Below are 21773 nucleotides of genomic sequence, written 5' to 3'. Positions count from 1 at the left end.
GGGGCGGAGCGGACGGCTCCGGGCGCTGCCGAGGGTGCCCGCCTGCGAAATACTGACCACGCTGCGGCGATGCCGACGGCCGGCGAGGACTTTCAGGATCGGGAAACCGGAGCAGGGGACTGACGTGCACGAGGACGGAAACGGCGACGGACACCTGGGCGCATCCGGTGTGTCGCCGACCGAAGTGGACCAGGAGTTCCTGGATCTGGAGCGCGAGCTGACCGTGTTCCTGCGGCGGGCCCGCGCCAACCAGGGCGAGATGGCCCGCGAGGTCCACCCCGACCTGGAGTCGGCCGCTTACGGGCTGCTCGTCCGGCTCGACGAGTGCGGCCGGCAGCGGGCCACCGAACTCGCCGCCTACATCGGTGTCGGCAAGGCCACCATGTCCCGTCAGCTGCGTGCCCTGGAGGACCTCGGCCTGGTCGCCCGCGAACCCGATCCGGCGGACGGCCGCGCCTGGCTGGTGCACCTCACCGACGAGGGGCGCACGCGGGTGCAGCGGGTCCGGGAGGCCCGCCGGGCGCGCTACGTCAGCAAGCTCGACCACTGGGACCGCTGCGAGGTCGCCGAACTCGCCCGGCTGCTCCACCAGTTGAACGCCGGGATGGAGAAGTAGGGCACCGGCCGGGCGGGTCCGCCCGGCGCGGTCACGGCTCCACGTAGACGACCGTCGCGTCGTCGTGGGTCTTGCTGCGGCCCAGATGCGCGCGCGCCTGGGCGTCGGCCGTCTCCAGCGCCCGCACCCGGTCCACCAGTGCCCGCGGACCCTGCTTGCGGACGAAGCCGAACAGGTCGGTCCAGTCGCCCTCCCGGAACTTCTCCGTCCAGCGGGCCGCCCCGTCCGTGAGCGCGGCCAGCGCTCGCACCTCCGCGCGCGGCAGGACCCCCGTCACCGCCCGTCCGGCGACCGAGGGATCGGCCGCCGCGGTGAAGAAGCCGCCCTCCTTGTTGCGCAGCGTGGTGTCGATCAGGGCGTCGGTGGCCAGGCTCGCGCGCGGCAGCCGGGACAGGCGGTCGTCGAGGTACGGGGTGACCGTGCCGTCGGGGGACTCGACGAGGAGGGCCGAGTCCGACAGGACGAGGTACTCGACGCCGCCCCCGGACCAGCGGACGAGGACCACGGTTGCCTGCGGGGTGCGCGGGTGAGAAAGGTCACAGGTGGCCCGGTGTGCCTCGGCGGTCCGCGTGATGCCGCGGGCCAGGGCCTCGGCCAGCGGCACATCCGGGAGTGAAACGGTCAGTTCGGTCAGTGCCCCGCCGAGGCGCGCGGTGTACCAGGGAACGGAATGCACACAGCCCGTCCCGCCGCTCGGCGGAGTCACCCCGTCCAGCACGACGAGCGAACCGCCCTGTCCGCAGGCGGGTAGTCCGACACCCGCGAAGTCCTCGTTGGGGCGGGCCGGGTCGCCCGGCTCCGAAACAAGTTCCGTGCGCATCCGGCCAGTCTGCACGAGGCCTTCACAAGGTTCGCCGTAGGGGGCGATCGGTTGCCGAGCAGCCGTACCGTCGCAGGTCAGACGCCGGATTTGGGCAGGAATGGTGGAGTCCGGGAAGACGTGGCGGCGAATACTGCCAAAGCCCGCCGTCCGAGTCCAACCGGCCCGCCGTGCGGCGCCGACGCGCGCCGGCCGGGAACTTGCCCGCCAACTCCCCTCCGATGTTCACTCCTTCGGGTGGCGGGTCAGCCGATGCATGATCACCGCCCACCGGCACTGGGAGGGTCGGGGACCGGAACCGCACCGGGTGTGGACACCAGTTGACGGGACGTCACCCGGGCCCATGGGTACACGAGTCAGGAATGCGAGCACCGGTGCAGAAGACGAGGCCTCGGCGCACAGGCAAGCAGACGGCCTCCGAGGGGGGCGCGGAGCATCCCCCTGTCGGCAGGGGCCGTCCGACCAAGGTACGCAATCGGCTCGTCGTGGCGGTCGCCGTGGTGGCCGCCGCCATCGCCGGGGCCGGAACCCCCTCGGTCATCGCCGCCTCGGAGCAGCTGAGCGACAGCCAGAACCTGGTGACGCTGGCCGGGCAGACCAAGGACGCCCTGGTCCTCGCGCACTCGCTCGCCGACGAACGCGACGAGGTCACCCCCTACATCGCGGCGGGCCGCCCCAAGGCCCAGGCGCCCTCCGAGCAGCGCAGCGCGCGGGTCGACCGGCAGGTGGAGGAACTGCGCGCCGACACCGGGACCCCCGCCTCGCTGCGGGCCGGCCTCGACGAGATCGCGTCCGTGCGCAGGGCGGCGCTGACCGGGAAGAGCACCGCCCTCGAAGCGCACGAGGCCTACTCCGACGCCATCGACGAACTGCACCGGCTCGCCGAGGAACTGGCCGAGCAGCTGCCGCCCCGTGCGGGCTCCGGCGCGTACGCGCTGGCCGAGCTCGACACCGCCGTGCAGCAGGCGTCCGCCACCCGCGGACTGCTGCTCGCCGCGCTCAACGTGCCCCGCACCACCCAGACGGTCATCGACCCGATCACCGGGCTGCCGACCGAGACCACCGTCTCCACGGAGGCCGACACCAAGCAGCGCGCCGCCCTCACCGCGGCCGCCATGCAGGCCCGGCTGCGTTCCGAGGCGGCCCTGGCCGACTTCCAGGACACCGCGACCAAGGCCGCGCGCGCCTCCTACGACTCCACGGTCACCGGCCCCGAGGTCAACTCCGCGGACAAGTACCTCGCCGCGCTCACCGACGCGCCCACCCTCTCCGACGCCGAACTCGGCACCAACCGCGAGCGGCTGGGCGCCGCCCTCTCCGCCCGCGTCGACACCATGCGCGGCGTCGAGTCCGCGCTCTACGAGCGCCGCGTCGACGACCTGGAGGCGCTGCGCGACGACGACGTCACCGAGCTGGAGATCCGGATCGCGATCCTCGGCGCGCTGATGCTGCTCGCCGTCGGCGTCGCCACCGGTATGGCCCGCAGCCTCACCCGCCCGCTCGCCGTGCTGCGGATCGGCTCGGCCCGGCTGGCCGGCGCCGAGGACCCGTCCGCCGCGGAGCCGGTGAAGTTCACCGGCCGCAACGACGAGTTCGCGCAGGTGGTCCGCTCCGTCAACGCCCTGCACGCGCAGGCCGTCTCGGTGCACGAACGCCTGACCACACTGGAGTCCGACCGCAGGCACCTGGTCGGGCAGCGGCAGAAGATGGCCGACGCCCGCGAGGAACTGCGCACCGAACTCGCGGAGTCCGCCGCCCAGCTGGAGCGGCTGCGCGAGAGCATCGGCGGCACCTTCGTCAACCTCGCGCTGCGCACCCTCGGCCTGGTCGAGCGGCAGCTCGGCGTCATCGAGGGCCTGGAGGAGCGCGAGCAGGACCCCGACCGGCTCGCCACCCTGTTCAAGCTCGACCACTTCGCCACCGTCATGCGCCGGCACAGCGAGAACCTGCTGGTGCTGGCCGGAGCCGAGCACGTCCAGCAGCACGCCGGGTCCGTGCCGATGGTCGACGTCGTACGGGCCGCGGTCAGCGAGATCGAGCGCTACGAGCGGGTCCGGATCGCCGCCCTGCCGCCGCACGCGCACATCGCCGGGTTCGCCGCCGACGACCTGTCGCACCTGCTCGCCGAACTCATGGAGAACGCCACCGCGTTCTCCCCGCCGGACCTGCCGGTGGAGGTCTCCGGCTGGCTCCTGGAGAACGGCGAGGTCATGCTCTCCGTCCAGGACGAGGGCATCGGCATGACCGAGGAGCGGATGAGCCGCCTCAACGGCCGTCTCGCCGACTTCGACCCCGAGGCCACCTACGACCAGGAGGGCGAGGACGGGCTCGGGCTCGGCCTGTACGTCGTCGCCCGGCTCGCCCACCGGCACGGGGTGCGGGTCCAGCTGCGCGAGCAGAAGCAGGGCGGGATCGCGGCCGTCGTCGTGCTGCCCGACACACTCCTGGCCGCCGTGCCGGGCACCGCCGTTCCGGCCGCCTCGTCGCCCTCCGACGGCACCTACGCCGTCTCCCTGCCGGGCGCCGACGCCGAGGCCAACTCCAACGTCCTGCGCGGCCGGGCCAAGGGCGAGGACCCGCTGGTCGCACTGGCGGAGAAGGCCGTCCGGGAGCGGGCCGCGGAAGAGACCGAGCCCGCGGAGCAGCGGGCGGCGGAGGACGCCGGGCACGAGGGCCGGGAGACCGCCGAGACCGCGGAGACCGGGGAGCACGTGCGGCGGAGCGCTCCGCCGCGGCGGACGGCGCCCCCGCCCGAGGCGCCCGCCGAGACCACGATGGAACTCTTCCTCCCCGAGCAGGCCTCCGCGCCGCCGGCCGCGGCCACGGCGTACACCACCGGCGAGGCCGGCACCGAGCCGCCCGCCGATCCCTACGCCATCGGCCCCGACAGCCATGAACGCGTCCCCGACGAGGGGGACGGGCCCGTCACCGACAAGGGGCTGCCCAAGCGCACCCCGAAGATCACCGCACCGGCCGCGGCGCCCAAGCCGCGCAGCGGATCCGTCGACGCCGAGGCGCTGCGTCGCCGCCTCGGCGGCTTCCGCCGGGGGGCGGAGGCCGGTCGCCGGGACGTCGAGGCGGAGATCGCCGAGCGGGCGCCCGGGACCGGCACGCCGGACGCGGCCGGGACCGCGAGCGCACACGCACAAGCCGAGGAAGCCACGGGGGGCACCGTCGAGGAGGCAAGCAGTTGACCGCGCCCAGTACCTTCGGACTGAGCAGTGAGGCCCGCAATCTGCACTGGCTGCTGACGAACCTCGTCGAGGAGGTGCCCGGCCTCCTCATGGTCGCGGTGGTCTCCTCCGACGGTCTGCTGCTGCTCTCCTCCGACTCCGGCCGGAACGAGGAGGCCCGCAAGTCCCGCGAGGACACCCCCTCCGGCCCGCGCGGCTCCTCCGCCGACCTCGCCACCATCGTCTCCGGCATCGGCAGCCTGACCATCGGCGCGTCGAAGCTGATGGACTCCGGCGGGGTCAAGCACACCATGGTGGCCATGGACGAGGGCAGCCTGTTCGTGATGTCGATCAGCGACGGCTCGCTGCTCGGCGTGCACGGCTCAGCGGACTGCGACATGAGCGTCGTGGCGTACCACATGGCGCTGTTCGTCGGCCGTGCCGGCCACGTCCTGACGCCCGAACTCCGCAGCGAGCTCCGAAAATCCCTGGAGTCCGAACCTACGGGGAGTGACCGATGAGCAGTACGCCCAAGAAGCTTCCCGTGCGCGGCGGTGACCGCAGGCCCGCCCGGGTGCGCCCCTACTCGCTGACCGGCGGCCGTACCCGCTTCGGGCACGTGCTGCTGGTCGAGACGTTCGTGTCGAGCACCGCGGCGCTGGACGCGCCCGAGGAGCGCAAGGAACTGACGAACGGCTCCCTCACCACCCGGGTCATGCCGGAGATGAGGGCCATCGTCGAACTGTGCCGCCGGATGCGTACGGTGGCCGAGATCGCCGCGCTGCTGAAGATGCCGCTCGGCGTGGTCCGGGTGCTCCTGAGCGACCTCGCGGACCAGGGAAAGATCCGTGTGTACGGAACCGGGACCGCGCACGGCACGGGCCGGCCGGACCGCGCACTGCTGGAAAGGGTGCTGAGTGGACTCCGTCGTCTCTGACGCCGACTCCTCCTTCGGCGTGTCCGCACTCGTCGAGTCCGACGAGGAGCTCAAGTCCTGGCAGACGGACCGCAGTCGCGCTCCGGTCGCCACGAAGATCGTCGTCGCGGGCGGCTTCGGCGTGGGCAAGACCACGCTGGTCACCGCGGTCTCGGAGATCACACCGCTCCAGACCGAGGCGCTGATGACCCAGGCCAGTGAGGACACCGACGACCTCACGGCCACACCGGAGAAGCTGACCACCACCGTGGCCATGGACTTCGGCCGGCTCACGCTCGACGACGACCTGGTGCTCTACCTGTTCGGCACACCCGGCCAGCAGCGGTTCTGGTTCATGTGGGACGACCTGGTGCGCGGCGCCATCGGCGCGGTGGTGATGGCCGACACCCGCCGGCTGAAGGACTGCTTCCCGGCGCTCGACTACTTCGAGAGCTGCGGTCTGCCGTACGTCGTCGCGGTCAACCACTTCGACGGCACCGAGCTGTTCGAGCCGAACGACGTGCGCGAAGCCCTCACGATCCCGCAGCACATACCTGTCATGGTCATGGATGCGCGGCGTCGGATCTCGGTGATCGAGACCTTGCTGGCCCTGGTGGGCCACGCGCTCGAGGAAACGCCCGAGTGACCCCCGAGTAGCCCCGAGTCGTCCAGTAGTCGTAGGAGACACCACCCGCATGCGGAAGATACTCGTCGTCGGAGCCGGCCAGTCCGGACTCCAGCTCGCCCTCGGCCTCCAGTCGCACGGGTACGAGGTCACCCTGATGTCCAACCGGACGGCGGACGAGATCCGCTCGGGCCGGGTCATGTCGACGCAGTGCATGTTCCACACCGCGCTCCAGCACGAGCGCGATCTCCAGCTGAACTTCTGGGAGTCCCAGGCCCCGAGGATCGAGGGCCTCGGCGTCTCGGTCGCCGCGCCCGGCTCGCACGACCCGGGCCCCACGCAGCGCGTGATCGACTGGGTGGGCCGGCTCGACGGATACGCGCAGTCGGTCGACCAGCGGGTGAAGATGGCCGGCTGGATGGAGACCTTCGCGCAGCGCGGCGGCCAGCTCGTCATCCACGGCGCTGCCGTGGGCGACCTCGACTACTTCTCCCGCACGTACGACCTCGTCCTCGTCTCCGCGGGCAAGGGCGAACTCGTGCAGATGTTCGGCCGCGACGCCGACCGCTCGCCGTACAGCGAGCCGCAGCGCGCCCTGGCCGTCGCCTACGTCCACGGGCTCGGCCCGCGTCCGGAGCACCCGGAGTTCGAGGCGGTCCGCTGCAACCTGGTGCCCGGCGTCGGCGAGCTGTTCATCATGCCGACCTTCACCACCTCCGGCCGTGCCGACATCCTGTTCTGGGAGGGCGTACCCGGTGGCCCGCTGGACGTCTTCAACGGCGTCAAGGACCCCGCGGAGCACCTCTCCCTGACCCTTGAGCTCATGGAGAAGTTCGTTCCCTGGGAGTACGCGCGGGCCACCAAGGTGGAGCTGACCGACGCCGGCGGCACGCTCTCCGGGCGCTACGCCCCCACCGTCCGCAACCCCGTCGGCCGGCTGCCCGGCGGCGGCCTGGTCCTCGGTGTCGCCGACGTGGTCGTCGCCAACGACCCGATCACCGGGCAGGGCTCCAACTCGGCGTCCAAGTGCGCCGCCGCGTACCTCGCGTCGATCCTCGAGCGCGGGGAGAAGGAGTTCGACGAGGAGTGGATGCGGGCGACGTTCGACCGGTACTGGGACACGGCGCGGCATGTCACCAAGTGGACGAACGCGATGCTGGCTCCGCCGCCGGAGCACATTCTCAACCTGATCGGGGCGGCCGGGCAGCTTCAGCCTGTGGCTGATCGGTTCGCCAACGGGTTCAACGACCCGGCCGACTTCGAGAACTTCTTCTATGAGCCCGGGAAGACGGAGGCGTTTCTGGGGGAGGTTGCGGGGGGCTGAGCGTCCGCTCGGGGGCGTTCTTCGCGTGCGGGGGTGTGGGGGCTGGTCGCGCAGTTCGCGCAGTTCCCCGCGCCCCTGGCGGGGGTGGGCTGCGGGGCGTTTTTCGGGTGCCGGGCCGTAGGGGTCGGTCGCGCAGTTCCCCGCGCCCCTGTGGGGTGGGGGCGTGCTGGACGCCCCCTCGGGGGTCAGCTGGGTCGGGGTGGAGGGGTGGTCGAGGCGTAGCCCTCGTGTGAGCCCGTCATGGCTCCGGCGGGGAGTCTCGGCGCGATGTAGCGGCTCAGCGGCCGGGCGGTGGGGTCCGGGCGGACCGCGCCCAGGATCGGGTTGGCGGCGATCGGCGAGACCTTCACCCGGGCACCGGGCCGCGGTGCCTGCACCACCATTCCGTCACCCAGATACAGCGCCACATGCGTGGCCTCCCGGAAGTACACCACCAGGTCACCGGGCCGCAGGGACCGCAGCGGGATCCGCTTCAGCCGCGCCCACTGCTCCTGGCTGGTGCGCGGGATCGGTGTCCCGGCGGCCTCCCAAGCCTGCGAGGTCAGCCCCGAGCAGTCGAACGACCGCGGTCCCTCGGCGCCCCACTCGTAGGGCTTGCCCAGCTGGCGCACGGCGTAGCGCACGGCGCGGTCGCCCTGCGGGGTCGGGCGCCGCACGCCGCTCAGGGCGCCCGACGCCATGAACCTCCGCTGCGCCCGCGCGATCCCGCTCCGCTCGAACGTGGCGAGCGCCGTGAGCTGCTCGGCACTGAGCGAGGCGAGCATCTTCTCCACCGCGTCCAAGCGCCGGCGCACCTCGTCGCGTGCCGTCCGCTGCCGGTGGGCGAGGGCGAGCTGGCGGTCGAGAGCCGAGCGCGCCTTGCGGGCCAGCTCGTCGGCCCTGCGCTCGCCGCCGGTCAGTACGTCCACCGTCCTGGCCCGCTCCCGCGCCAACTGGCCGATCACGTGTCCCTGGTCGAGCGCGCGCCGGGGATCGCGGGCGAGCAGCAGCTTGACGTAGGGGGAGATGTCGCTGGTGCTCTGGTACTGCTGCCGGGCGAGCCGTCCCGCGGCGCCGCGGCTGTCGTGCAGGTCGAGCCGGGCCCGGGTCAGGTCGGCGTCGAGCCGGCGGACCACGGAGCGCTGATCTCGGAGTCTCTCCTCGGTTCCGTTGTAGACCTCGGTGGCCTGCTCGGCCTGCCGGTAGAGCCGCTGAAGATCCGTCAGCAGCTCCGCCATGGACCGGCTGCCGGGATCGCGGGGCTCGGGCACGGCCGCCGCGGGAACGGCTGCGAGAACGGCGTGGGCCGCCACGGTCGCCGTACACACCAGGCGCAACAGCCTTCCTGACACGTCATCACCTCCGGTGCGGGGCAGCGTCTCCGCTCCGCACCGCGAGCATCTGATGTGATCGGTCCGACCGTCCGTCAAGTGTGCGCCGAACGGCGCAACAAGGTCACCCGCCGGAGTCCCCCGACTTGCGCTCCGGCGTGGTGTGCGGCTTGGACCACGGCCATCTGAGCCGCCCGCCGGGCCGCTCGCCGGCCGGGTCGTGGACGTACTTCCAGCGCCGGGTGAGTCCGACCGGTCTGCCCGCGGCGCGGGGCTCCCGGCGGTAGACCAGCACGGTGGGCGGGCCGCCGTGCGGGTCGGGGACGGGGATGCGGTACGTCTTGGGCGGATGCCCGGTCATCCCGAGGAGCACGGGCAGGACGCGGCCGTCCATCGGCCCGCCCTCGAAGGGGGTGTCTTCGCTCTTCACGGCACCAGTCTCAGCCATCCGCCGAGGCCAGCGCCCGCACCACCGTCGCGGTCTGCGGGTCGCGCCCGGCGGTCACCGACAGCACCGCCACGAACTGCTCCACCAGCCAGTCGCGCAGCTCGTCGAGGGGCGGCTCCTTGTCCTCGTCGAGCCAGATCAGCGAGGCCGCCTCCACGGCCGTGATCCACATGCGGACGGTCATCCGCAGCCTCGGACCCGGCTCGGCGACGCCCAGGTGGCGCAGGATGTGCTCGGCCGCCGCCCGCCGCACCCCGTCCACGATGGCGGTCGTACGGGAGGTCTCCACCACACTGCCGCCCTGGAGCAGGGCACTGAACCCGGTGTCGTGCTCGTGCACGAAGGCCAGGTAGCGGTCCAGGGCGCGCCGCAGCCGCGCGACCAGCGGGCCCTGCCGCGGCTCGTCGAAGCACTGCTCCAGTTCCTCGGCGGCGGAGCGCAGCGCGGCCTCGTACAGCTGCTGCTTGCCGCCCGGGAAGTACCGGTACACCAGGGGGCGGGAGACCCCGGCCGCCTCCGCCACGTCGTCCAGGGAGACGTCCTCGGGCGCGCGGTGCGCGAACAGGCCGAGTGCGGCGTCGAGGAGCTGGGTGCGGCGTTCTTCGACGCTGAGGCGGCGGTAGGCGGGGGTGGGGGCGGCGGGGGTCATGCTCGCAGCGTAACCGCGGTGCCGCCGCGACAGGGTCGCGTTCGCGGGGGCGGCCGGGCCGGCTACGCCAGCAGGCCCGAGGACTTCCACAGCCGCCGGCCCACGCCGCGCAGCACGCCGATGTCGTCCAGGAAGTCCGTCAGGCGCTTCGAGCCGGTCTGCATCACCTCGCGGCGGTGGCCGCTCGCCTTGACCTGGGCGAGGGCCTCGCGCTTGTCCAGGCCCACGTTCGTGTAGACCTCGGGGTTGACGAAGGCGACGGCGAAGACGCGGGCGAACTCGCCGGAGGTGATCCGGGTGAACTCCTGGGACCACTTCGGCGCGGTCAGCATCTGGCGGCGCAGTTCCTCGCGGGCGTAGCGCACATGGCGGGCCTCCTCGACCACGTGGATCCGCGTCACGCCCCGGATCAGCGTCTGCACCCGCTCGTCGGGGAAGGTCAGCCGCTGCATCCAGTCGAGCACCTCCTCGCCGAGCAGGGTCGCGGTGAAGGAGCCGGGGGTGGTCGAGACGGTCTTGAACAGCCGTCCGAGCTGCTGGTGGGCCCGGCTCACCGGGTACCAGGGCGTGTCACCGTGCGCTATGAGGCGGGCGAACATCTTCGAGTGCCGGCACTCGTCCTCGATCTCGGTCAGCGCGTAGCGCACATGGGCGCTCGTGGCCGCCTTGTCGTAGATGTGCCGGACCAGCAGCTGCATCAGGATCAGCTCGAACCAGATGCCGAGCGAGGCGAGCGCGGCCGCCTCGTGCCGGGAGAGCAGGATCCGCTGCTCCTCGCCCATCCGCTTCCACATCGGGGTGCCGTACAGCGACACCAGCTCGGGCGGCCAGAACCATTTGCCCTCCTCGAAGGGCGCGTCCCAGTCCAGTTCCTCGTCCGGGTCGAAGGAGTGCTTGGCGGAGGAGTCGAGCAGCCGTTCGGCCACCTGCTCGCGGTCCTTGAGCAGGCCGAGCGCGTCGCGCAGCCCTTCGAGGGCGTCGGCTTCCGGCGTGGTCGTCATGTGAGTGCCACCTCGTCGTACGGGGGTGCGGTCGGGTCGGTCACGGGTCACCGGTCTTATGAGACTGCTTGTCAGTAAGCTCGTCAATCCCCCGTGCGCGACTTGTTGACCCCGCGTCTACTACGTGTGAACCTGCGGAACATGCCGACCTACGACCAGTACGCCATGGAGCCCGGACAGCCCCTGTGGCCGGTTCCCGCGACCGGCGCGGCCCGCTTCACCTGGGAGTACGACGACGGCCGCGACCGCCTGCTCGCCCTTTACCAGAAGGGCAAGGACAAGCAGTGGGACGGGCAGAAGCGGATCGACTGGGATCTGGAAGTCGATCCGTACGACCCGCTCGGCACCCCCGACGAGGCGTTGTCGCTGTACGGCACCAGACACTGGGCCAAGCTCACCGACCGCGACCGCGGCGAACTGCGCCGGCACTACTCCGCCTGGCAGTTCAGCCAGTTCCTGCACGGCGAGCAGGGCGCGATGATCTGCGCGGCCCGGATCGTCGAGTCCGCCCCGGACCTGGACGCCAAGTTCTACTCGGCGACGCAGACCATGGACGAGGCCCGGCACGCGGAGATCTACGGCCGCTTCCTGCACGAGAAGATCGGGATGCTCTACCCGATCAACGACAACCTCCGGGCCCTGCTCGGCGACACCCTGCGCGACAGCCGGTGGGACATGCCGTACCTGGGCATGCAGGTACTGATCGAGGGCCTCGCGCTGGCCGCCTTCGGCATGATCAGGGACACCACGGACAAGCCGCTGCCGAAGCAGATCCTGGCGTACGTGATGCAGGACGAGGCCCGCCACGTGGCCTTCGGTCGCATGGCGCTGCGCGACTGCTACAAGCAGCTCACCGACGCCGAACTGCGCGAACGCGAGGAGTTCGTCATCGAGGGCTGCTACCTGATGCGCGACCGGCTGCGGGGCGTGGAGGTGCTGGAGAACTTCGGGATCCCGAAGGCGGAGGCGGAGGAGTACAGCGAACGCTCCGAGTTCCTCGCCCTGTTCCGCAAGCTGCTGTTCAGCCGCATCGTCCCCTGTGTGAAGGACATCGGCCTGTGGGGCGAGCGCCTCCAGCGGGCCTACGTCGACCTCGGCGTCTTCGAGCTGGGCGACGCGAACCTCGACCTGCTCATGGCCGAGGACGAGGAGGTCGCCGAGCGGCTGGACGCCGAACGCTTCGCCGCCGAGGAACGGGAGCGGATCGCGGAGGTGGGCGCGGCGATCGAGGCGGGCGCGGACGGCGACGGCCCGGCGCGCACCTGAGCACGGCCGGGCGGGGTCCGCCGTTCCCGGCACGACCAGGACTCCGGCCCGGCGGAGGCTGCCCGCCGGGTCACGGCCCGAGCGCCGCCGTCATCACCGCCCGTGCGAGCGGTGCCGCCAGCCCGCCCCCGCTGATGTCGCCGCGGTGCGCGTTCGAGTCCTCCACCACCACCGCGACCGCCACCTTCGGCACCGGATCGCCCGCGGGCTGCGCCCACCCCACGAACCAGGCGTACGGCGTGCCGGCGTTGCCGATGCCGTGCTGGGCGGTGCCGGTCTTGCCGCCGACGGTCGTGCCGCGGATCGCGGCGTTGGCGCCCGTGCCGTGCTCCACCACGTCCCGCATCAGCTCCCGCAGCCGCCGCGCGGTCGACGGGTACATCGTCTGGCGGACCGGGCGGCCGCCGGCCGAGGCGACCGTGGCGCCGCGGTGCGTGGTCGTGCGCTCCACGAGATACGGCTGGCGCAACTGCCCGCCGTTGGCCACCGCCGCCGCCACCATCGCCATCTGGAGCGGCGTGGCGCGCGTGTTGTACTGCCCGATCGAGGACAGGGCCAGCTGCGCCCGGTCCACCGTGGTGTCGAACGTGCTCGCCGAGACCGCGAACGGGATCCGCAGTCCCGCGTCGTTGAACCCGAACGCCTGCGCCGTCGCCGCCATGCCGGTCACGCCCACGTCCACGCCCAGCTTGGCGAACACCGTGTTGCAGGACCACTCGAAGGCCACCCGCAGCGAGGCGTTGCGGCAGTTGCGGGCCGTGTTGCGCAGGGTCGTCCGGGTGCCGGGCAGGGTGTACGGGTCGGGCGAGCGGGTCCGCGCGTCGACGTTGCGGATCACCCCCGCGTCCAGCGCGGCGGCCGCCGTGAGCACCTTGAAGGTCGAACCCGGCGGATACGTCTGGCGCACCGCCCGGTTCAGCATCGGCTTGTCGGGGTCCTGCTGCAGCTCCAGCCAGGACCGGGTCACCGACGGGGCGTTCCCCGACAGCGTCTCCGGGTGGTACGAGGGGGTGGAGACCAGCGCCAGGACGCGTCCCGTCGCCGGTTCCAGCGCCGCCACGGCGCCCTTGCGGTCGGCCAGCCCCTCGTAGGCGGCCCGCTGCGCCGCCCCGTCGAGGGTCGTGACGACGTCGCCGCCCGGGCTCCGGGCCCGGGTGAAGTCGTTCCACAGCGGGAACGGCGAGAGCATCGGGTCGGTGCCGGCCAGCGTGCCGTCCTCGGTGTCCTCCAGGAACGACGAGCCGTACCGCTGCGAGACGAAACCGGTCACGGGGGCGTACAACGGGCCGTTGTCGTAGGTGCGTTCGTAGCGGAGCTGCTCGCCGGTGTCCTTGGAGCCGGTGACCGGCCGGCCGTCGACGAGGATGTCGCCCCGCGGCTGCGAATAACGGGCGATGTCCTGGCGCCGGTTGGCGGGGTTGTCGTCGTACGCCGGGGCCTGGACGACCTGGATGCGGCTCGCGTTGGCCAGCAGCGCGACGAGCAGCAGGGCGCAGAAGGCCGCGGCGTGCCTGATGTACCGGGTCACGGGGCGACCTCCCCGTCGTACTGCCGTCGGGCCGAGTCGCTCACCCGGATCAGCAGCGCCACGATCGCCCAGTTGGTGACCACCGACGAGCCGCCCTGCGCCAGGAACGGCATCGCCATGCCGGTCAGCGGGATCAGCCCGGTCACCCCGCCCGCGATGACGAACACCTGGAGCGCCACGATCGAGGCGAGTCCCACCGCGAGGAGCCGGCCGAAGGGGTCGCGCAGGGCGAGCCCGGCCCGGTAGCCGCGCTCGACCAGCAGGGCGTACAGCAGGAAGATCGCGGACAGGCCCAGCAGGCCCAGCTCCTCGCCGGCCGTGGCCAGGATGAAGTCGGACTTGACGGCGAATCCGATGAGGGTGGAGCGGCCGAGGCCCAGACCGGTGCCGAGCATCCCGCCGGCCGCGAAGGCGAACAGGGACTGGGCGAGCTGGTTGGGTCCCTGGCCGGCGTCGATCGACGCGAACGGGTGCAGCCAGTCGTGGATCCGGGCGGCCACGTGCGGCTCCATCCGGCCCACGGCCACCGCGCCCAGTGTCGCCAGCGTCAGGCCGACCGCGATCCAGCCGGCGCGTCCGGTGGCGACGTAGAGCATGACCACGAACAGGCCGAAGAACAGCAGCGAGGTGCCCAGATCGCGTTCGAGGATCAGGACGCCGACGCTCACCAGCCAGATCGCGACCACCGGGCCGAGGACCCGGCCGGTGGGGAACTGCAACCGCCACAGACGGCGGCCCGCGTGCGCCAGCGCGTTGCGGTTCGCCGCCAGGTACGCGGCGAAGAACACCGCGAGCAGCACCTTCGCGAACTCGCTCGGCTGGATCGAGAATCCGGCGATCCGGATCCAGATGCGCGCCCCGTTCACCGCGGGGAAGAAGATCGGGAGGGTGAGCAGGGCCAGTGCGGCGGCGACGCAGACGTACGAGTAGCGCTGCAGGACGCGGTGGTCGCGCAGGGCGGCGACGACCACGATGAACAGGGCCACCCCGAGGGTCGACCAGACGAGTTGGGCCGGCGCCGCCAGATCGTCGGGCGTCTCCAGGTCGAGGCGGTAGATCAGCACCAGGCCGAGGCCGTTGAGCAGGACGCCGATGGGCAGCAGGAGCGGATCGGCGTAGGGGGCGCGCAGCCGGACCGTGAGATGCGCGAGCAGCGCGAGCACACCGAGTCCGGCGCCGTAGCCGGCGGCGCCGGGCGGAAGGGTGCCCTGCCGGGCCAGGCCGACGGCGCAGTAGCCGTACACCGACAGGAGTACGGCCACGACGATGAGGGCGAGTTCGATGCCACGGCGCCGGGGGAGGCGAACCGCGGGAGCGGGGGCTTCCGCTGCCACGGTGGTTCCGGTTACGGCCTTCGTCATGTCCGGAACCTACCCAAATGGCGAGGGTTGTTCTCGGGTGTTCCCGGTACGAGCGGTCACCAGGGTGGCGCGGACCGGGCCGGGAGCACCGGCTGAGCGGTCGCCTCAGACCGGTTCGTCCGGCGGCGTGTCCCCGTCCGGCGCCGTCCGAGGCAGCGTCAGAACCGCCACCGCCCCGCCGTCCGGGGCGTTCGCGAACTCCAGGCGCGCGCCCAGCACCTCCGCCTGCCCGAGGGCGATCGTCAGGCCCAGCCCGTGCCCCTTCGCGCCCGCCTCGGTGCGGAACCGCTGCGGCCCGTGCGCCAGGAGGTACTCCGGATAGCCGTCCCCGTGGTCCCGCACCGTCACCACGGATCCGTCGACCGCCAGCACCACCGGCGGGCGGCCGTGCTTGTGGGCGTTCGCGACCAGATTGCCCAGCACCCGCTCCAGCCGCCGCCGGTCGGTCTCCGCGCGCGCGTCCCGTACGACCTCCACCCGGGTGCCGGTCCCGGACGCCCGCACCACCCGGGCCGCCAGCGCGCCCAGCTCCTCGTCGGCCACGTCCAGCCGCTCCCGCCCGGTGTCCAGCCGCGAGATCTCCAGCAGGTCCTCGGTCAGGGTGCGCAGCGCGGCCACCCGGTCCAGCACCAGCTCGGTCGGACGGCCCGGCGGCAGCAGCTCGGCCGCCGCGTGCAGACCGGTCAGCGGGGTGCGCAGTTCGTGCGCCACGTCCGCGGTGAACCGCTGCTCGGCGAGCAGCTTGCCCTGGAGCGAGGCGGCCATGGAGTCCAGCGCGGCGGCCACCGCGGCCACCTCGTCCTGCGGCCGGCTCGGATCGCGGGTGAGGACGTCGTTCACCCGGGCGTCCAGGTCGCCCGCGCTGATCCGCCGGGCCACCCGGGCCGTCGCGTGCAGCCGCCGGGTCACCCGGGTCACCGCGAACGCCCCCACCAGCAGCGTCGCGCCGATGGCCAGCGCCGACGACCAGACGATCGCCCGGTCCAGGCCCCGGATCGTGCGGGCCTGCTGGGAGTGGTCGACCGCCACCGCGAGGGTCCGGCCGCGGTCGGCGGGACCCGCCGCCCACATCGTGGGGCGCCCGTCGTGGTCGCCGACCATCGTGCCGCGTCCGCCCGCCGCGGCGAGCTCGCGCAACGGCGCGGGCAGCCCGGCCGGGTCGAGGTCCGCGCCCGGCGTGAGCGGGTCCCCGGCCTCGTAGGCCGCGGTCGCCTCCGTCAGCCGGGACAGCGCCAGGTCGCGGGCCTCGCCGATGGTCTGGTTGGTCACCGAGACATGTACGAGGACACCGAGCAGCGCGGTCAGCGCGCAGCACATCACCGTGATGAAGACGGCGGCCTGCACCGCGAGCGGGCCCGCCCAGCGGGGCAGCGCCGCCCTCACCGCGCGCTCGCCGAGGGCGTGGCCGACGGCCGTCCGGGCTTCTCGCGGCCCGAGGTGCGCAGCATCTCGTCGTGGGTGAGCAGCATCGCGCGCTGGTCGCGGTCCCAGGTCCACTGGAGGCGGTACTCGTACCCGGTGACCTCGGACGGCGCGCGCAGGATCACCGACCGCCCGGCGATCTCGACCCCGCTCAGGGCGTCGTCGTACGCCATGACCTGCTGGAGCCGGTGCCGGTGGACGGTGTAGACGCGGACGCCGGTCAGCTCGCCGGGCAGCAGCCGGAAACCCAGCGTCAGGTCGTCCCGCCCGTCACCGGTCAGATCCCGGTAGTACGGCCGGAGGACCGGGCAGCCCCGGCTCCCGGCCGCGCCGCAGTCGTCCATCCGGCGGGCCGTGTCCCGGTACCGCGCCCGGCTCCCCGCGTAGTCGTCCGGGTTCGCGGTGATCTCCGCGCGGACGACCGCCACCGGGTCCACCGCGCGGATGTCGCCGCCGGGGACGCCGACGCCCTTGACGACGTGGGTGTCCACCTCGCCGATCTCGTAGGCGGGGCTGGACGCCGGCGGCAGGTCGGGCCACAGCCGTGCCGGGCCGACCGCCGTCGGGGTCGGCCCCGCGCTCCGCAGCCCGCCGGCGTCGCCGCAGGCCGTCGCGGTCACCGACACCAGGGCGACCGCGGCGCACGCCAGGACGCGGACGGGCGAGGGGAGGCGGAGGGGCACTGGGCTCCTGTGGTTCACGGTGGTCGACGGGCGGGGCCGCCTCCACCCTATGCGCGGCGCGGTCCGTTTCGGCCACCCGCCCGGTTCGCCCGCGGCCGGCCGCTACTCGGCCAGCTCCTCCAGCAGGCGCACGGTCGGCAGCCCCGCCCGCAGATACTCCACGAACAGGTCGTTGTGCAGGGCCCACGGCGAGCGGCGGGCACGGATCAGCCGGATCGCGGTCTCGGTGGAGGCACCCCCGCGGACCAGGGCGTGGGCGATCACCAGCCCCGAGCGGTTGTACCCGTGGTAGCAGCGCACCAGGACCCGGCGGCCCTGGTCCATCGCGTCGCACGCGGCCTCGGCCAGCCGGATGACGCCCGCGAGCTGTGTGCCGTCCAGCGGCCCGTCGGGAATGGGCCACACCTGGTGCTCGACACCCGGGTCCGGGCCGTGGCCCGGCAGCCGCAGCAGGCTCTGGACGAGATCGAACTCGTCTCCGACGACGGCGAACTCGACCTGACCGGACCGGCCCGTGAACTCGTGTCCGCCCATCCACAGACCGGGCACGATCTCGTCCCACGGCTGGTCCGGAGCCGGTACGTCGGGTTGCTTCCTGCGGGTACGCAACGGCGCCTCCCCAACGGCTGCCCCGAGGGTCTGCCCAACTCCTCTCAACGGTAACCGGCTTCTTGCCCCTGGAGCACCCCGCCTGTTCCCATGGTCGAGGGGGTGATGACGCATGAGCGCACTGCGCGTCGTGCCGACCCGGCGGCACGGCCGGGAACGGCTGTACGTCCGTCTGGCGGACGGCAGGAACATCGCCTGGTACGACCGTGAGGCCGCCCGGGTCAATCTGCTCGGCGAGGACCGCAGAGACGACGTCCTGGAGGCCCTGCACCCGTTTCTGACCGGCCCGGTCACCGTGGGTCCGCCGCCGGTCCCCACCCCGGCCGAGCTGGCCCGGCTCTCCCTCCACCCGGACGACGACCTGGCGCCCAACCGCCCCGGCGAGGCCCTGCTGATCGCGCTGGACCGCGATCCGGGCGGGGCGCTGCCCCGGCTGCGCACCGACCCCCGGCGCGCGGCACTGGACGCGGAGCGGACGGTGGGGGAGGCGCTGGACCGGCTGGACGGCGCGGGCTGGCACGCCCTGCACTCCATCGCGCTGCCCGGCGGCGACCGCATCCACCATCTGGCGATCGGGCCCGGGGGACTGTTCGCCGTCCACGCGCTGCCCGTCCGCAAGCTGCGGGTCGTGGTCGCCGACCCCGTGGTCACGGCGGGGCGGCGGCCCGCGGTGCCGCTGCTGCGCCGGATCCGCGCGGACGCCGGCCGCGCCTCGTACGCCCTGACGGCCGAGGTCCGGCCCGTGCTGGTGCTGGTCGGCCCGGCCCGGGTCGCGCTCGACGGGGCCGTCCGCGAGGTCCGCGTCCTGGCGGAGACGGACCTGCCGGGTCTGACACGGCTCGGGGGCGTGCTGAAACCGGCGGACGTGGAGGCCCTGCACGCGATGGCGCGGGACCGGAACACCTGGGCGCGGGTCTGAGCGCCGCACCGGCGGCGTCGGGCGGGCGGCGTGCGGCTGCGCGGTGGGGGTGAGGGCACCCGGGCGGGCGGCGTGCGGCTGCGCGGTGGGGGTGAGGGCACCCGGGCGGGCGGCGTGCGGCTGCTCGGCGCGGGTCAGGGCAGCGGGGCGGACCGGGCGGGGTCCAGCAGCGGGGCCAGCACGTCGCCGTGGTCGCGCACGCGTGAGCCGATGTCGCAGGCCAGGAAGGTCAGCGCGGCGTCGTCCGGGCACGCCTCCACCTCGTCCCAGGTCACCGGTGCCGACACGGTCGGCTCGGTCCGCGCCCGCAGCGTGTAGGGGGCCGCCGTCGTCTTGCGCGCGGCGTTCTGGCTCCAGTCGACGAACACCTTGCCCGGCCGCAGGCTCTTGGTCATCCGGTGCACGACCAGCCGGGGCAGCGCCTTCTCCGCCTCCACGGCGAGCCGCTTGGCGTAGTCCGCCACCAGGTCCGAGGGCGTCGGACGGACCCCGGCGAGCAGGTGCAGCCCCTTCGACCCGGACGTCTTGGCGTACGCCTCGACGCCGTCCGCCGCCAGCCGCTCCCGCAGCCACAGCGCGACCTCGCAGCACTGCACGACGCTCGCGGGCGCCCCCGGGTCCAGGTCGAGGACCAGCCGGTCGGCCACCTCGGGCCGCTGGACCACCCACTGGTGCGTGTGGAACTCGGCGACCAGGTTCGCCGCCCACATCAGGCTCGGCAGGTCCTGCACGAGCACCATCCGCCCCGGTCCCTCCGAACGGGGCACCTGCGCGGTGGTGACCCACTCGGGCGTACCCGGCGGCACCTTCTTCGTGAAGAACCGCTGGCCCTCGGGTCCGTCCGGGTAGCGCAGGAAGGACACCGGCCGATCGCGCAGATGGGGCAGCAGCACGTCGGCGGTGGTCGCGTAGTAGTGCAGCAGCTCGCCCTTGGTGAACCCGGTCGCCGGGTGCAGCACCTTGTCCAGATTGCTGAGCGGGACCCGCCGTCCCTCCACCTCTGTGATCGGCGTCATACGATGAGAATCACATGAAACCAGCTGATTCTGCCGCGAAAGGTGCTGAATGTGCGATCCATATGGAACGGAGCCATCTCGTTCGGCCTCGTCAGCATCCCGATCAAGCTGGTGAACGCCACCGAGAGCCATTCGATCTCCTTCCGCCAGATCCACACGGAGGACGGCGGGCGGATCCGCTACCGCAAGTTCTGCGAGCTGGAGGACCGCGAGGTCAGCGGCGCGGAGATCGGCAAGGGGTACCAGGACGCGGACGGGACGATCATCCCGATCTCCGACGAGGACCTGGCCCAGCTGCCCATCCCGACCGCGCGGACGATCGAGATCGTGGCCTTCGTGCCGAGCGACCGGATCGACCCGCTCCAGATGGACGCGGCGTACTACCTCGCGGCGAGCGGTGCCCCGGCCGCCAAGCCGTACACACTGCTGCGCGAGGCGCTGAAGCGCAGCAACAAGGTCGCCATCGCCAAGTTCGCGCTGCGCGGCCGGGAGCGGCTCGGCATGCTGCGGGTGGTCGGCGACGCCATCGCCATGCACGGGCTGCTGTGGCCGGACGAGGTCAGGGCCCCCGAGGGTGTCGCCCCGGACGCCGACGTCACCGTCCGCGACAAGGAACTCGACCTCGCGGACGCCCTCATGGACACCCTCGGCGAGGTCGACCTCGCGGACCTGCACGACGAGTACCGCGAGGCGGTGGAGGAGGTCGTCGCCGCGAAGGCCGCCGGAGAGGCACTCCCCGAGGCGCCCGAACCGGCCAAGGGTGGCAAGGTCCTCGACCTCATGGCCGCCCTGGAGAGCAGCGTCCGGGCGGCGAAGGAGTCCCGCGGCGAGCGGCCGGCCGAGGAGGCCGAGGTCCGGCGGCTGCCGGAGCGCAAGAGCGGCCGGGGCACGCCCAAGCAGCCCGCCGGGAAGAAGTCCACCGCGAAGAAGACGACCGCCGGCAAGAGCACGGCCGCGGCGCACAAGTCGACCGCCAAGTCGGCGCAGGCGGCGAAGAAGACGTCGGCGGCCAAGACCGCCGCGAAGAAGACGGCGGCCAAGAAGACCGCCACCCGCAAACGGTCGGCCTGACCGATCGGCCCGCCCCCGCCCCGTCCCCTTCCCCGGCCGCCGGGCACGCCCCGGACGTGCCGCGTGCCGGGACGGGTCAGCGCACCGTCGGACTGGGCGACGGGGTCGAGGTGTTGACGTCCAGACCGGGAGGTTCGGGCAGGACCAGGACCGGCGCTCCGGGCTGCGGCGGAGGCGGCGTCAGCTGCTCCTTGGGCAGCTTCGGCGGGCTGGTCTGCACGAGGTTCACCTGGTCGAAGTTGACCATCTCGGTCTTCTCCAGCACCGTGATGTGGTCCAGCACGGTGTCGTTGGCCTGGTCCGCCAGGGCCCGGACCAGCGTGTTCTTCGTGCTGGCACGGATCTTGGCGACGACCGGGAAGATCTGCCCGTGCGTGATGCGCATGATGTTCGCCGCGGTGGTGTCGAACTGCTTGCCCTGCTCCGCGTCCACGCTCGCCACGAACTGCTCCTGCTGCGGCGACGCCTGGTTCGGCAGGGTGATGCCCAGTTCGGGGGCGATCTTGCGGCAGGTCGCGTCGAGCCGGGCGTGCCCCACCACCAGGTGCTCGCCGGCCTCCTTCATCTCCGGCGTGGTCCCGCGCTTCATCGCCAGCAGCCCGAGCGGGTGCTCCCACAGCCCGGCCGCCCGCACCTTCACGACGAAGTCCCGGTCGGCCTCGGTGAGCGGTCCGTACGGCGTGTTGGCGATGATGCGGTCCTGCGAGCTCGACGTCTTCTCGATCCCGAGCATGGCGGGATAGGCGAGGGCGGCGAGCGTCAGGGTGAGTGCGCCGCCCACGAAGACGGTTCCTACCATGCTGCGCGATATGCGCATTCTGCCTCCAGCGGCGAACGGCTCCGGACGTCAAGGGATACGGATCAAAGGCGTCCGGCAATCATCACGCCGGGCAAAATCTGCCCGGACGGGTTATGGCGTGCGTCACAGGAAACCCGGCCGCACCTGCCGGTTGTGTGTGTGGGGCGTGCGGTCGGGCCCGCCTGTTGAGGGAGGGGTGCGGTCGGGCCCGACCGTG

At 72.7% G+C, this 21773-nt stretch carries 21 protein-coding genes; 9 read left to right on the top strand and 12 right to left on the bottom strand.

Annotated features, from left to right (window positions below; all coding sequences use genetic code 11):
- The first annotated feature begins 124 nt into the window (after positions 1-124).
- The gene (locus DN051_RS13990) at positions 125-616 is read left to right on the top strand and encodes a MarR family winged helix-turn-helix transcriptional regulator (RefSeq protein ID WP_053757319.1); all 492 of its coding nucleotides are present in this window, start codon (positions 125-127) and stop codon (positions 614-616) included.
- A 31-nt stretch (positions 617-647) separates the two neighbouring features.
- Here DN051_RS13990 and DN051_RS13985 read toward each other — a convergent pair whose 3' ends face one another.
- Positions 648-1436 carry a protein phosphatase 2C domain-containing protein gene (locus DN051_RS13985; protein WP_112438818.1) on the bottom strand — a complete coding sequence of 263 codons (789 nt, stop codon included), beginning with the start codon at positions 1434-1436 and terminating at the stop codon, positions 648-650.
- 374 nt (positions 1437-1810) lie between these two features.
- Between DN051_RS13985 and DN051_RS13980 the strand changes: the two genes are divergently transcribed.
- Genes DN051_RS13980 through DN051_RS13960 form a run of 5 tightly spaced genes read left to right on the top strand, consistent with a single transcriptional unit; the run spans position 1811 to position 7474 of the window.
- Positions 1811-4630 (top strand): sensor histidine kinase, encoded by a 2820-nt coding sequence (locus DN051_RS13980; protein ID WP_234388687.1) that lies wholly within the window; start codon positions 1811-1813, stop codon positions 4628-4630.
- A complete protein-coding gene (locus DN051_RS13975) occupies positions 4627-5130 on the top strand; it encodes a roadblock/LC7 domain-containing protein (RefSeq protein ID WP_053757316.1) in 504 nt (167 codons plus the stop codon). The genes DN051_RS13980 and DN051_RS13975 overlap by 4 nt, the downstream gene beginning before the upstream one ends.
- Positions 5127-5546 carry a DUF742 domain-containing protein gene (locus tag DN051_RS13970; protein ID WP_053757315.1) on the top strand — a complete coding sequence of 140 codons (420 nt, stop codon included), beginning with the start codon at positions 5127-5129 and terminating at the stop codon, positions 5544-5546. The genes DN051_RS13975 and DN051_RS13970 overlap by 4 nt, the downstream gene beginning before the upstream one ends.
- Positions 5527-6171 (top strand): GTP-binding protein, encoded by a 645-nt coding sequence (locus tag DN051_RS13965; protein ID WP_053757314.1) that lies wholly within the window; start codon positions 5527-5529, stop codon positions 6169-6171. The genes DN051_RS13970 and DN051_RS13965 overlap by 20 nt, the downstream gene beginning before the upstream one ends.
- A 49-nt stretch (positions 6172-6220) precedes the next feature.
- Positions 6221-7474, top strand: coding sequence for a styrene monooxygenase/indole monooxygenase family protein (locus DN051_RS13960; RefSeq protein WP_112438817.1), 1254 nt, complete (start codon positions 6221-6223; stop codon positions 7472-7474).
- A 185-nt stretch (positions 7475-7659) separates the two neighbouring features.
- Here DN051_RS13960 and DN051_RS13955 read toward each other — a convergent pair whose 3' ends face one another.
- From DN051_RS13955 to DN051_RS13940, 4 genes are all read right to left on the bottom strand, one after another.
- Positions 7660-8805, bottom strand: coding sequence for a C40 family peptidase (locus DN051_RS13955; protein ID WP_053757312.1), 1146 nt, complete (start codon positions 8803-8805; stop codon positions 7660-7662).
- A 103-nt stretch (positions 8806-8908) separates the two neighbouring features.
- Positions 8909-9214, bottom strand: a complete 306-nt coding sequence (locus DN051_RS13950; RefSeq protein ID WP_112438816.1) for a hypothetical protein — start codon at positions 9212-9214, stop codon at positions 8909-8911.
- A gap of 10 nt (positions 9215-9224) precedes the next feature.
- Positions 9225-9881: a TetR/AcrR family transcriptional regulator gene (locus DN051_RS13945; RefSeq protein WP_112438815.1), complete on the bottom strand. Its 657-nt coding sequence runs from the start codon at positions 9879-9881 to the stop codon at positions 9225-9227.
- A 62-nt stretch (positions 9882-9943) separates the two neighbouring features.
- Positions 9944-10882, bottom strand: a complete 939-nt coding sequence (locus tag DN051_RS13940; RefSeq protein WP_053757309.1) for an AurF N-oxygenase family protein — start codon at positions 10880-10882, stop codon at positions 9944-9946.
- A gap of 141 nt (positions 10883-11023) precedes the next feature.
- On the opposite strand from DN051_RS13940, the gene DN051_RS13935 reads away from it, so the two are divergent.
- On the top strand, positions 11024-12148 hold the full coding sequence (locus DN051_RS13935; RefSeq protein ID WP_112442259.1) for a ferritin-like domain-containing protein: 1125 nt from the start codon (positions 11024-11026) through the stop codon (positions 12146-12148).
- 70 nt (positions 12149-12218) lie between these two features.
- Here the strand turns inward: DN051_RS13935 and DN051_RS13930 are convergent, their stop codons facing one another.
- The 5 genes from DN051_RS13930 to DN051_RS13910 all read right to left on the bottom strand — a co-directional run bounded on the left by DN051_RS13930 (position 12219) and on the right by DN051_RS13910 (position 17751).
- A complete protein-coding gene (locus tag DN051_RS13930; protein ID WP_053757308.1) occupies positions 12219-13676 on the bottom strand; it encodes a penicillin-binding transpeptidase domain-containing protein in 1458 nt (485 codons plus the stop codon).
- Positions 13673-15037, bottom strand: coding sequence for an FtsW/RodA/SpoVE family cell cycle protein (locus DN051_RS13925; RefSeq protein WP_053757307.1), 1365 nt, complete (start codon positions 15035-15037; stop codon positions 13673-13675). The genes DN051_RS13930 and DN051_RS13925 overlap by 4 nt, the downstream gene beginning before the upstream one ends.
- Before the next feature lie 105 nt (positions 15038-15142).
- Positions 15143-16420: a sensor histidine kinase gene (locus DN051_RS13920; protein ID WP_112438814.1), complete on the bottom strand. Its 1278-nt coding sequence runs from the start codon at positions 16418-16420 to the stop codon at positions 15143-15145.
- On the bottom strand, positions 16417-17142 hold the full coding sequence (locus tag DN051_RS13915) for a hypothetical protein (RefSeq protein ID WP_053757305.1): 726 nt from the start codon (positions 17140-17142) through the stop codon (positions 16417-16419). Before DN051_RS13915 ends, DN051_RS13920 begins: the two co-directional genes overlap by 4 nt.
- A gap of 102 nt (positions 17143-17244) precedes the next feature.
- Entirely contained in the window at positions 17245-17751 is a 507-nt protein-coding gene (locus DN051_RS13910; RefSeq protein WP_053757304.1) for a protein-tyrosine phosphatase family protein, read from the bottom strand.
- A gap of 112 nt (positions 17752-17863) precedes the next feature.
- Between DN051_RS13910 and DN051_RS13905 the strand changes: the two genes are divergently transcribed.
- A complete protein-coding gene (locus DN051_RS13905; protein ID WP_053757303.1) occupies positions 17864-18670 on the top strand; it encodes a nuclease-related domain-containing protein in 807 nt (268 codons plus the stop codon).
- Between the two features lie 134 nt (positions 18671-18804).
- On the opposite strand, the gene ligD is transcribed toward DN051_RS13905, so the two are convergent.
- Positions 18805-19686 (bottom strand): non-homologous end-joining DNA ligase, encoded by an 882-nt coding sequence (ligD, locus tag DN051_RS13900; protein WP_112438813.1) that lies wholly within the window; start codon positions 19684-19686, stop codon positions 18805-18807.
- A gap of 51 nt (positions 19687-19737) precedes the next feature.
- Here ligD and ku point away from each other — a divergent pair, with 51 nt between their 5' ends.
- Positions 19738-20757, top strand: a complete 1020-nt coding sequence (gene ku, locus DN051_RS13895) for a non-homologous end joining protein Ku (protein ID WP_484420466.1) — start codon at positions 19738-19740, stop codon at positions 20755-20757.
- A 76-nt stretch (positions 20758-20833) separates the two neighbouring features.
- Here ku and DN051_RS13890 read toward each other — a convergent pair whose 3' ends face one another.
- The gene (locus DN051_RS13890) at positions 20834-21574 is read right to left on the bottom strand and encodes a DUF4142 domain-containing protein (RefSeq protein ID WP_053757300.1); all 741 of its coding nucleotides are present in this window, start codon (positions 21572-21574) and stop codon (positions 20834-20836) included.
- Positions 21575-21773 lie beyond the last annotated feature (199 nt).

The organism is Streptomyces cadmiisoli (assembly GCF_003261055.1).
In the GTDB taxonomy this organism is placed as follows: Bacteria; Actinomycetota; Actinomycetes; order Streptomycetales; family Streptomycetaceae; genus Streptomyces; species Streptomyces cadmiisoli.
The sequence above is the reverse complement of the archived record's forward strand: the minus strand, read 5'-3'. Positions and strand labels throughout refer to the sequence as shown.

Bases quoted from the DNA above. Each gene is read 5' to 3' on its own strand.
- DN051_RS13960 (WP_112438817.1), top strand. From the start codon at position 6,221: ATGCGGAAGATACTCGTCGTCGGAGCCGGCCAGTCCGGACTCCAGCTC.
- ligD (WP_112438813.1), bottom strand. From the start codon at position 19,686: ATGACGCCGATCACAGAGGTGGAGGGACGGCGGGTCCCGCTCAGCAAT.
- DN051_RS13945 (WP_112438815.1), bottom strand. From the start codon at position 9,881: ATGACCCCCGCCGCCCCCACCCCCGCCTACCGCCGCCTCAGCGTCGAA.
- DN051_RS13970 (WP_053757315.1), top strand. From the start codon at position 5,127: ATGAGCAGTACGCCCAAGAAGCTTCCCGTGCGCGGCGGTGACCGCAGG.
- DN051_RS13985 (WP_112438818.1), bottom strand. From the start codon at position 1,436: ATGCGCACGGAACTTGTTTCGGAGCCGGGCGACCCGGCCCGCCCCAAC.
- DN051_RS13925 (WP_053757307.1), bottom strand. From the start codon at position 15,037: ATGACGAAGGCCGTAACCGGAACCACCGTGGCAGCGGAAGCCCCCGCT.
- DN051_RS13940 (WP_053757309.1), bottom strand. From the start codon at position 10,882: ATGACGACCACGCCGGAAGCCGACGCCCTCGAAGGGCTGCGCGACGCG.
- DN051_RS13905 (WP_053757303.1), top strand. From the start codon at position 17,864: ATGAGCGCACTGCGCGTCGTGCCGACCCGGCGGCACGGCCGGGAACGG.
- DN051_RS13935 (WP_112442259.1), top strand. From the start codon at position 11,024: ATGCCGACCTACGACCAGTACGCCATGGAGCCCGGACAGCCCCTGTGG.
- DN051_RS13890 (WP_053757300.1), bottom strand. From the start codon at position 21,574: ATGCGCATATCGCGCAGCATGGTAGGAACCGTCTTCGTGGGCGGCGCA.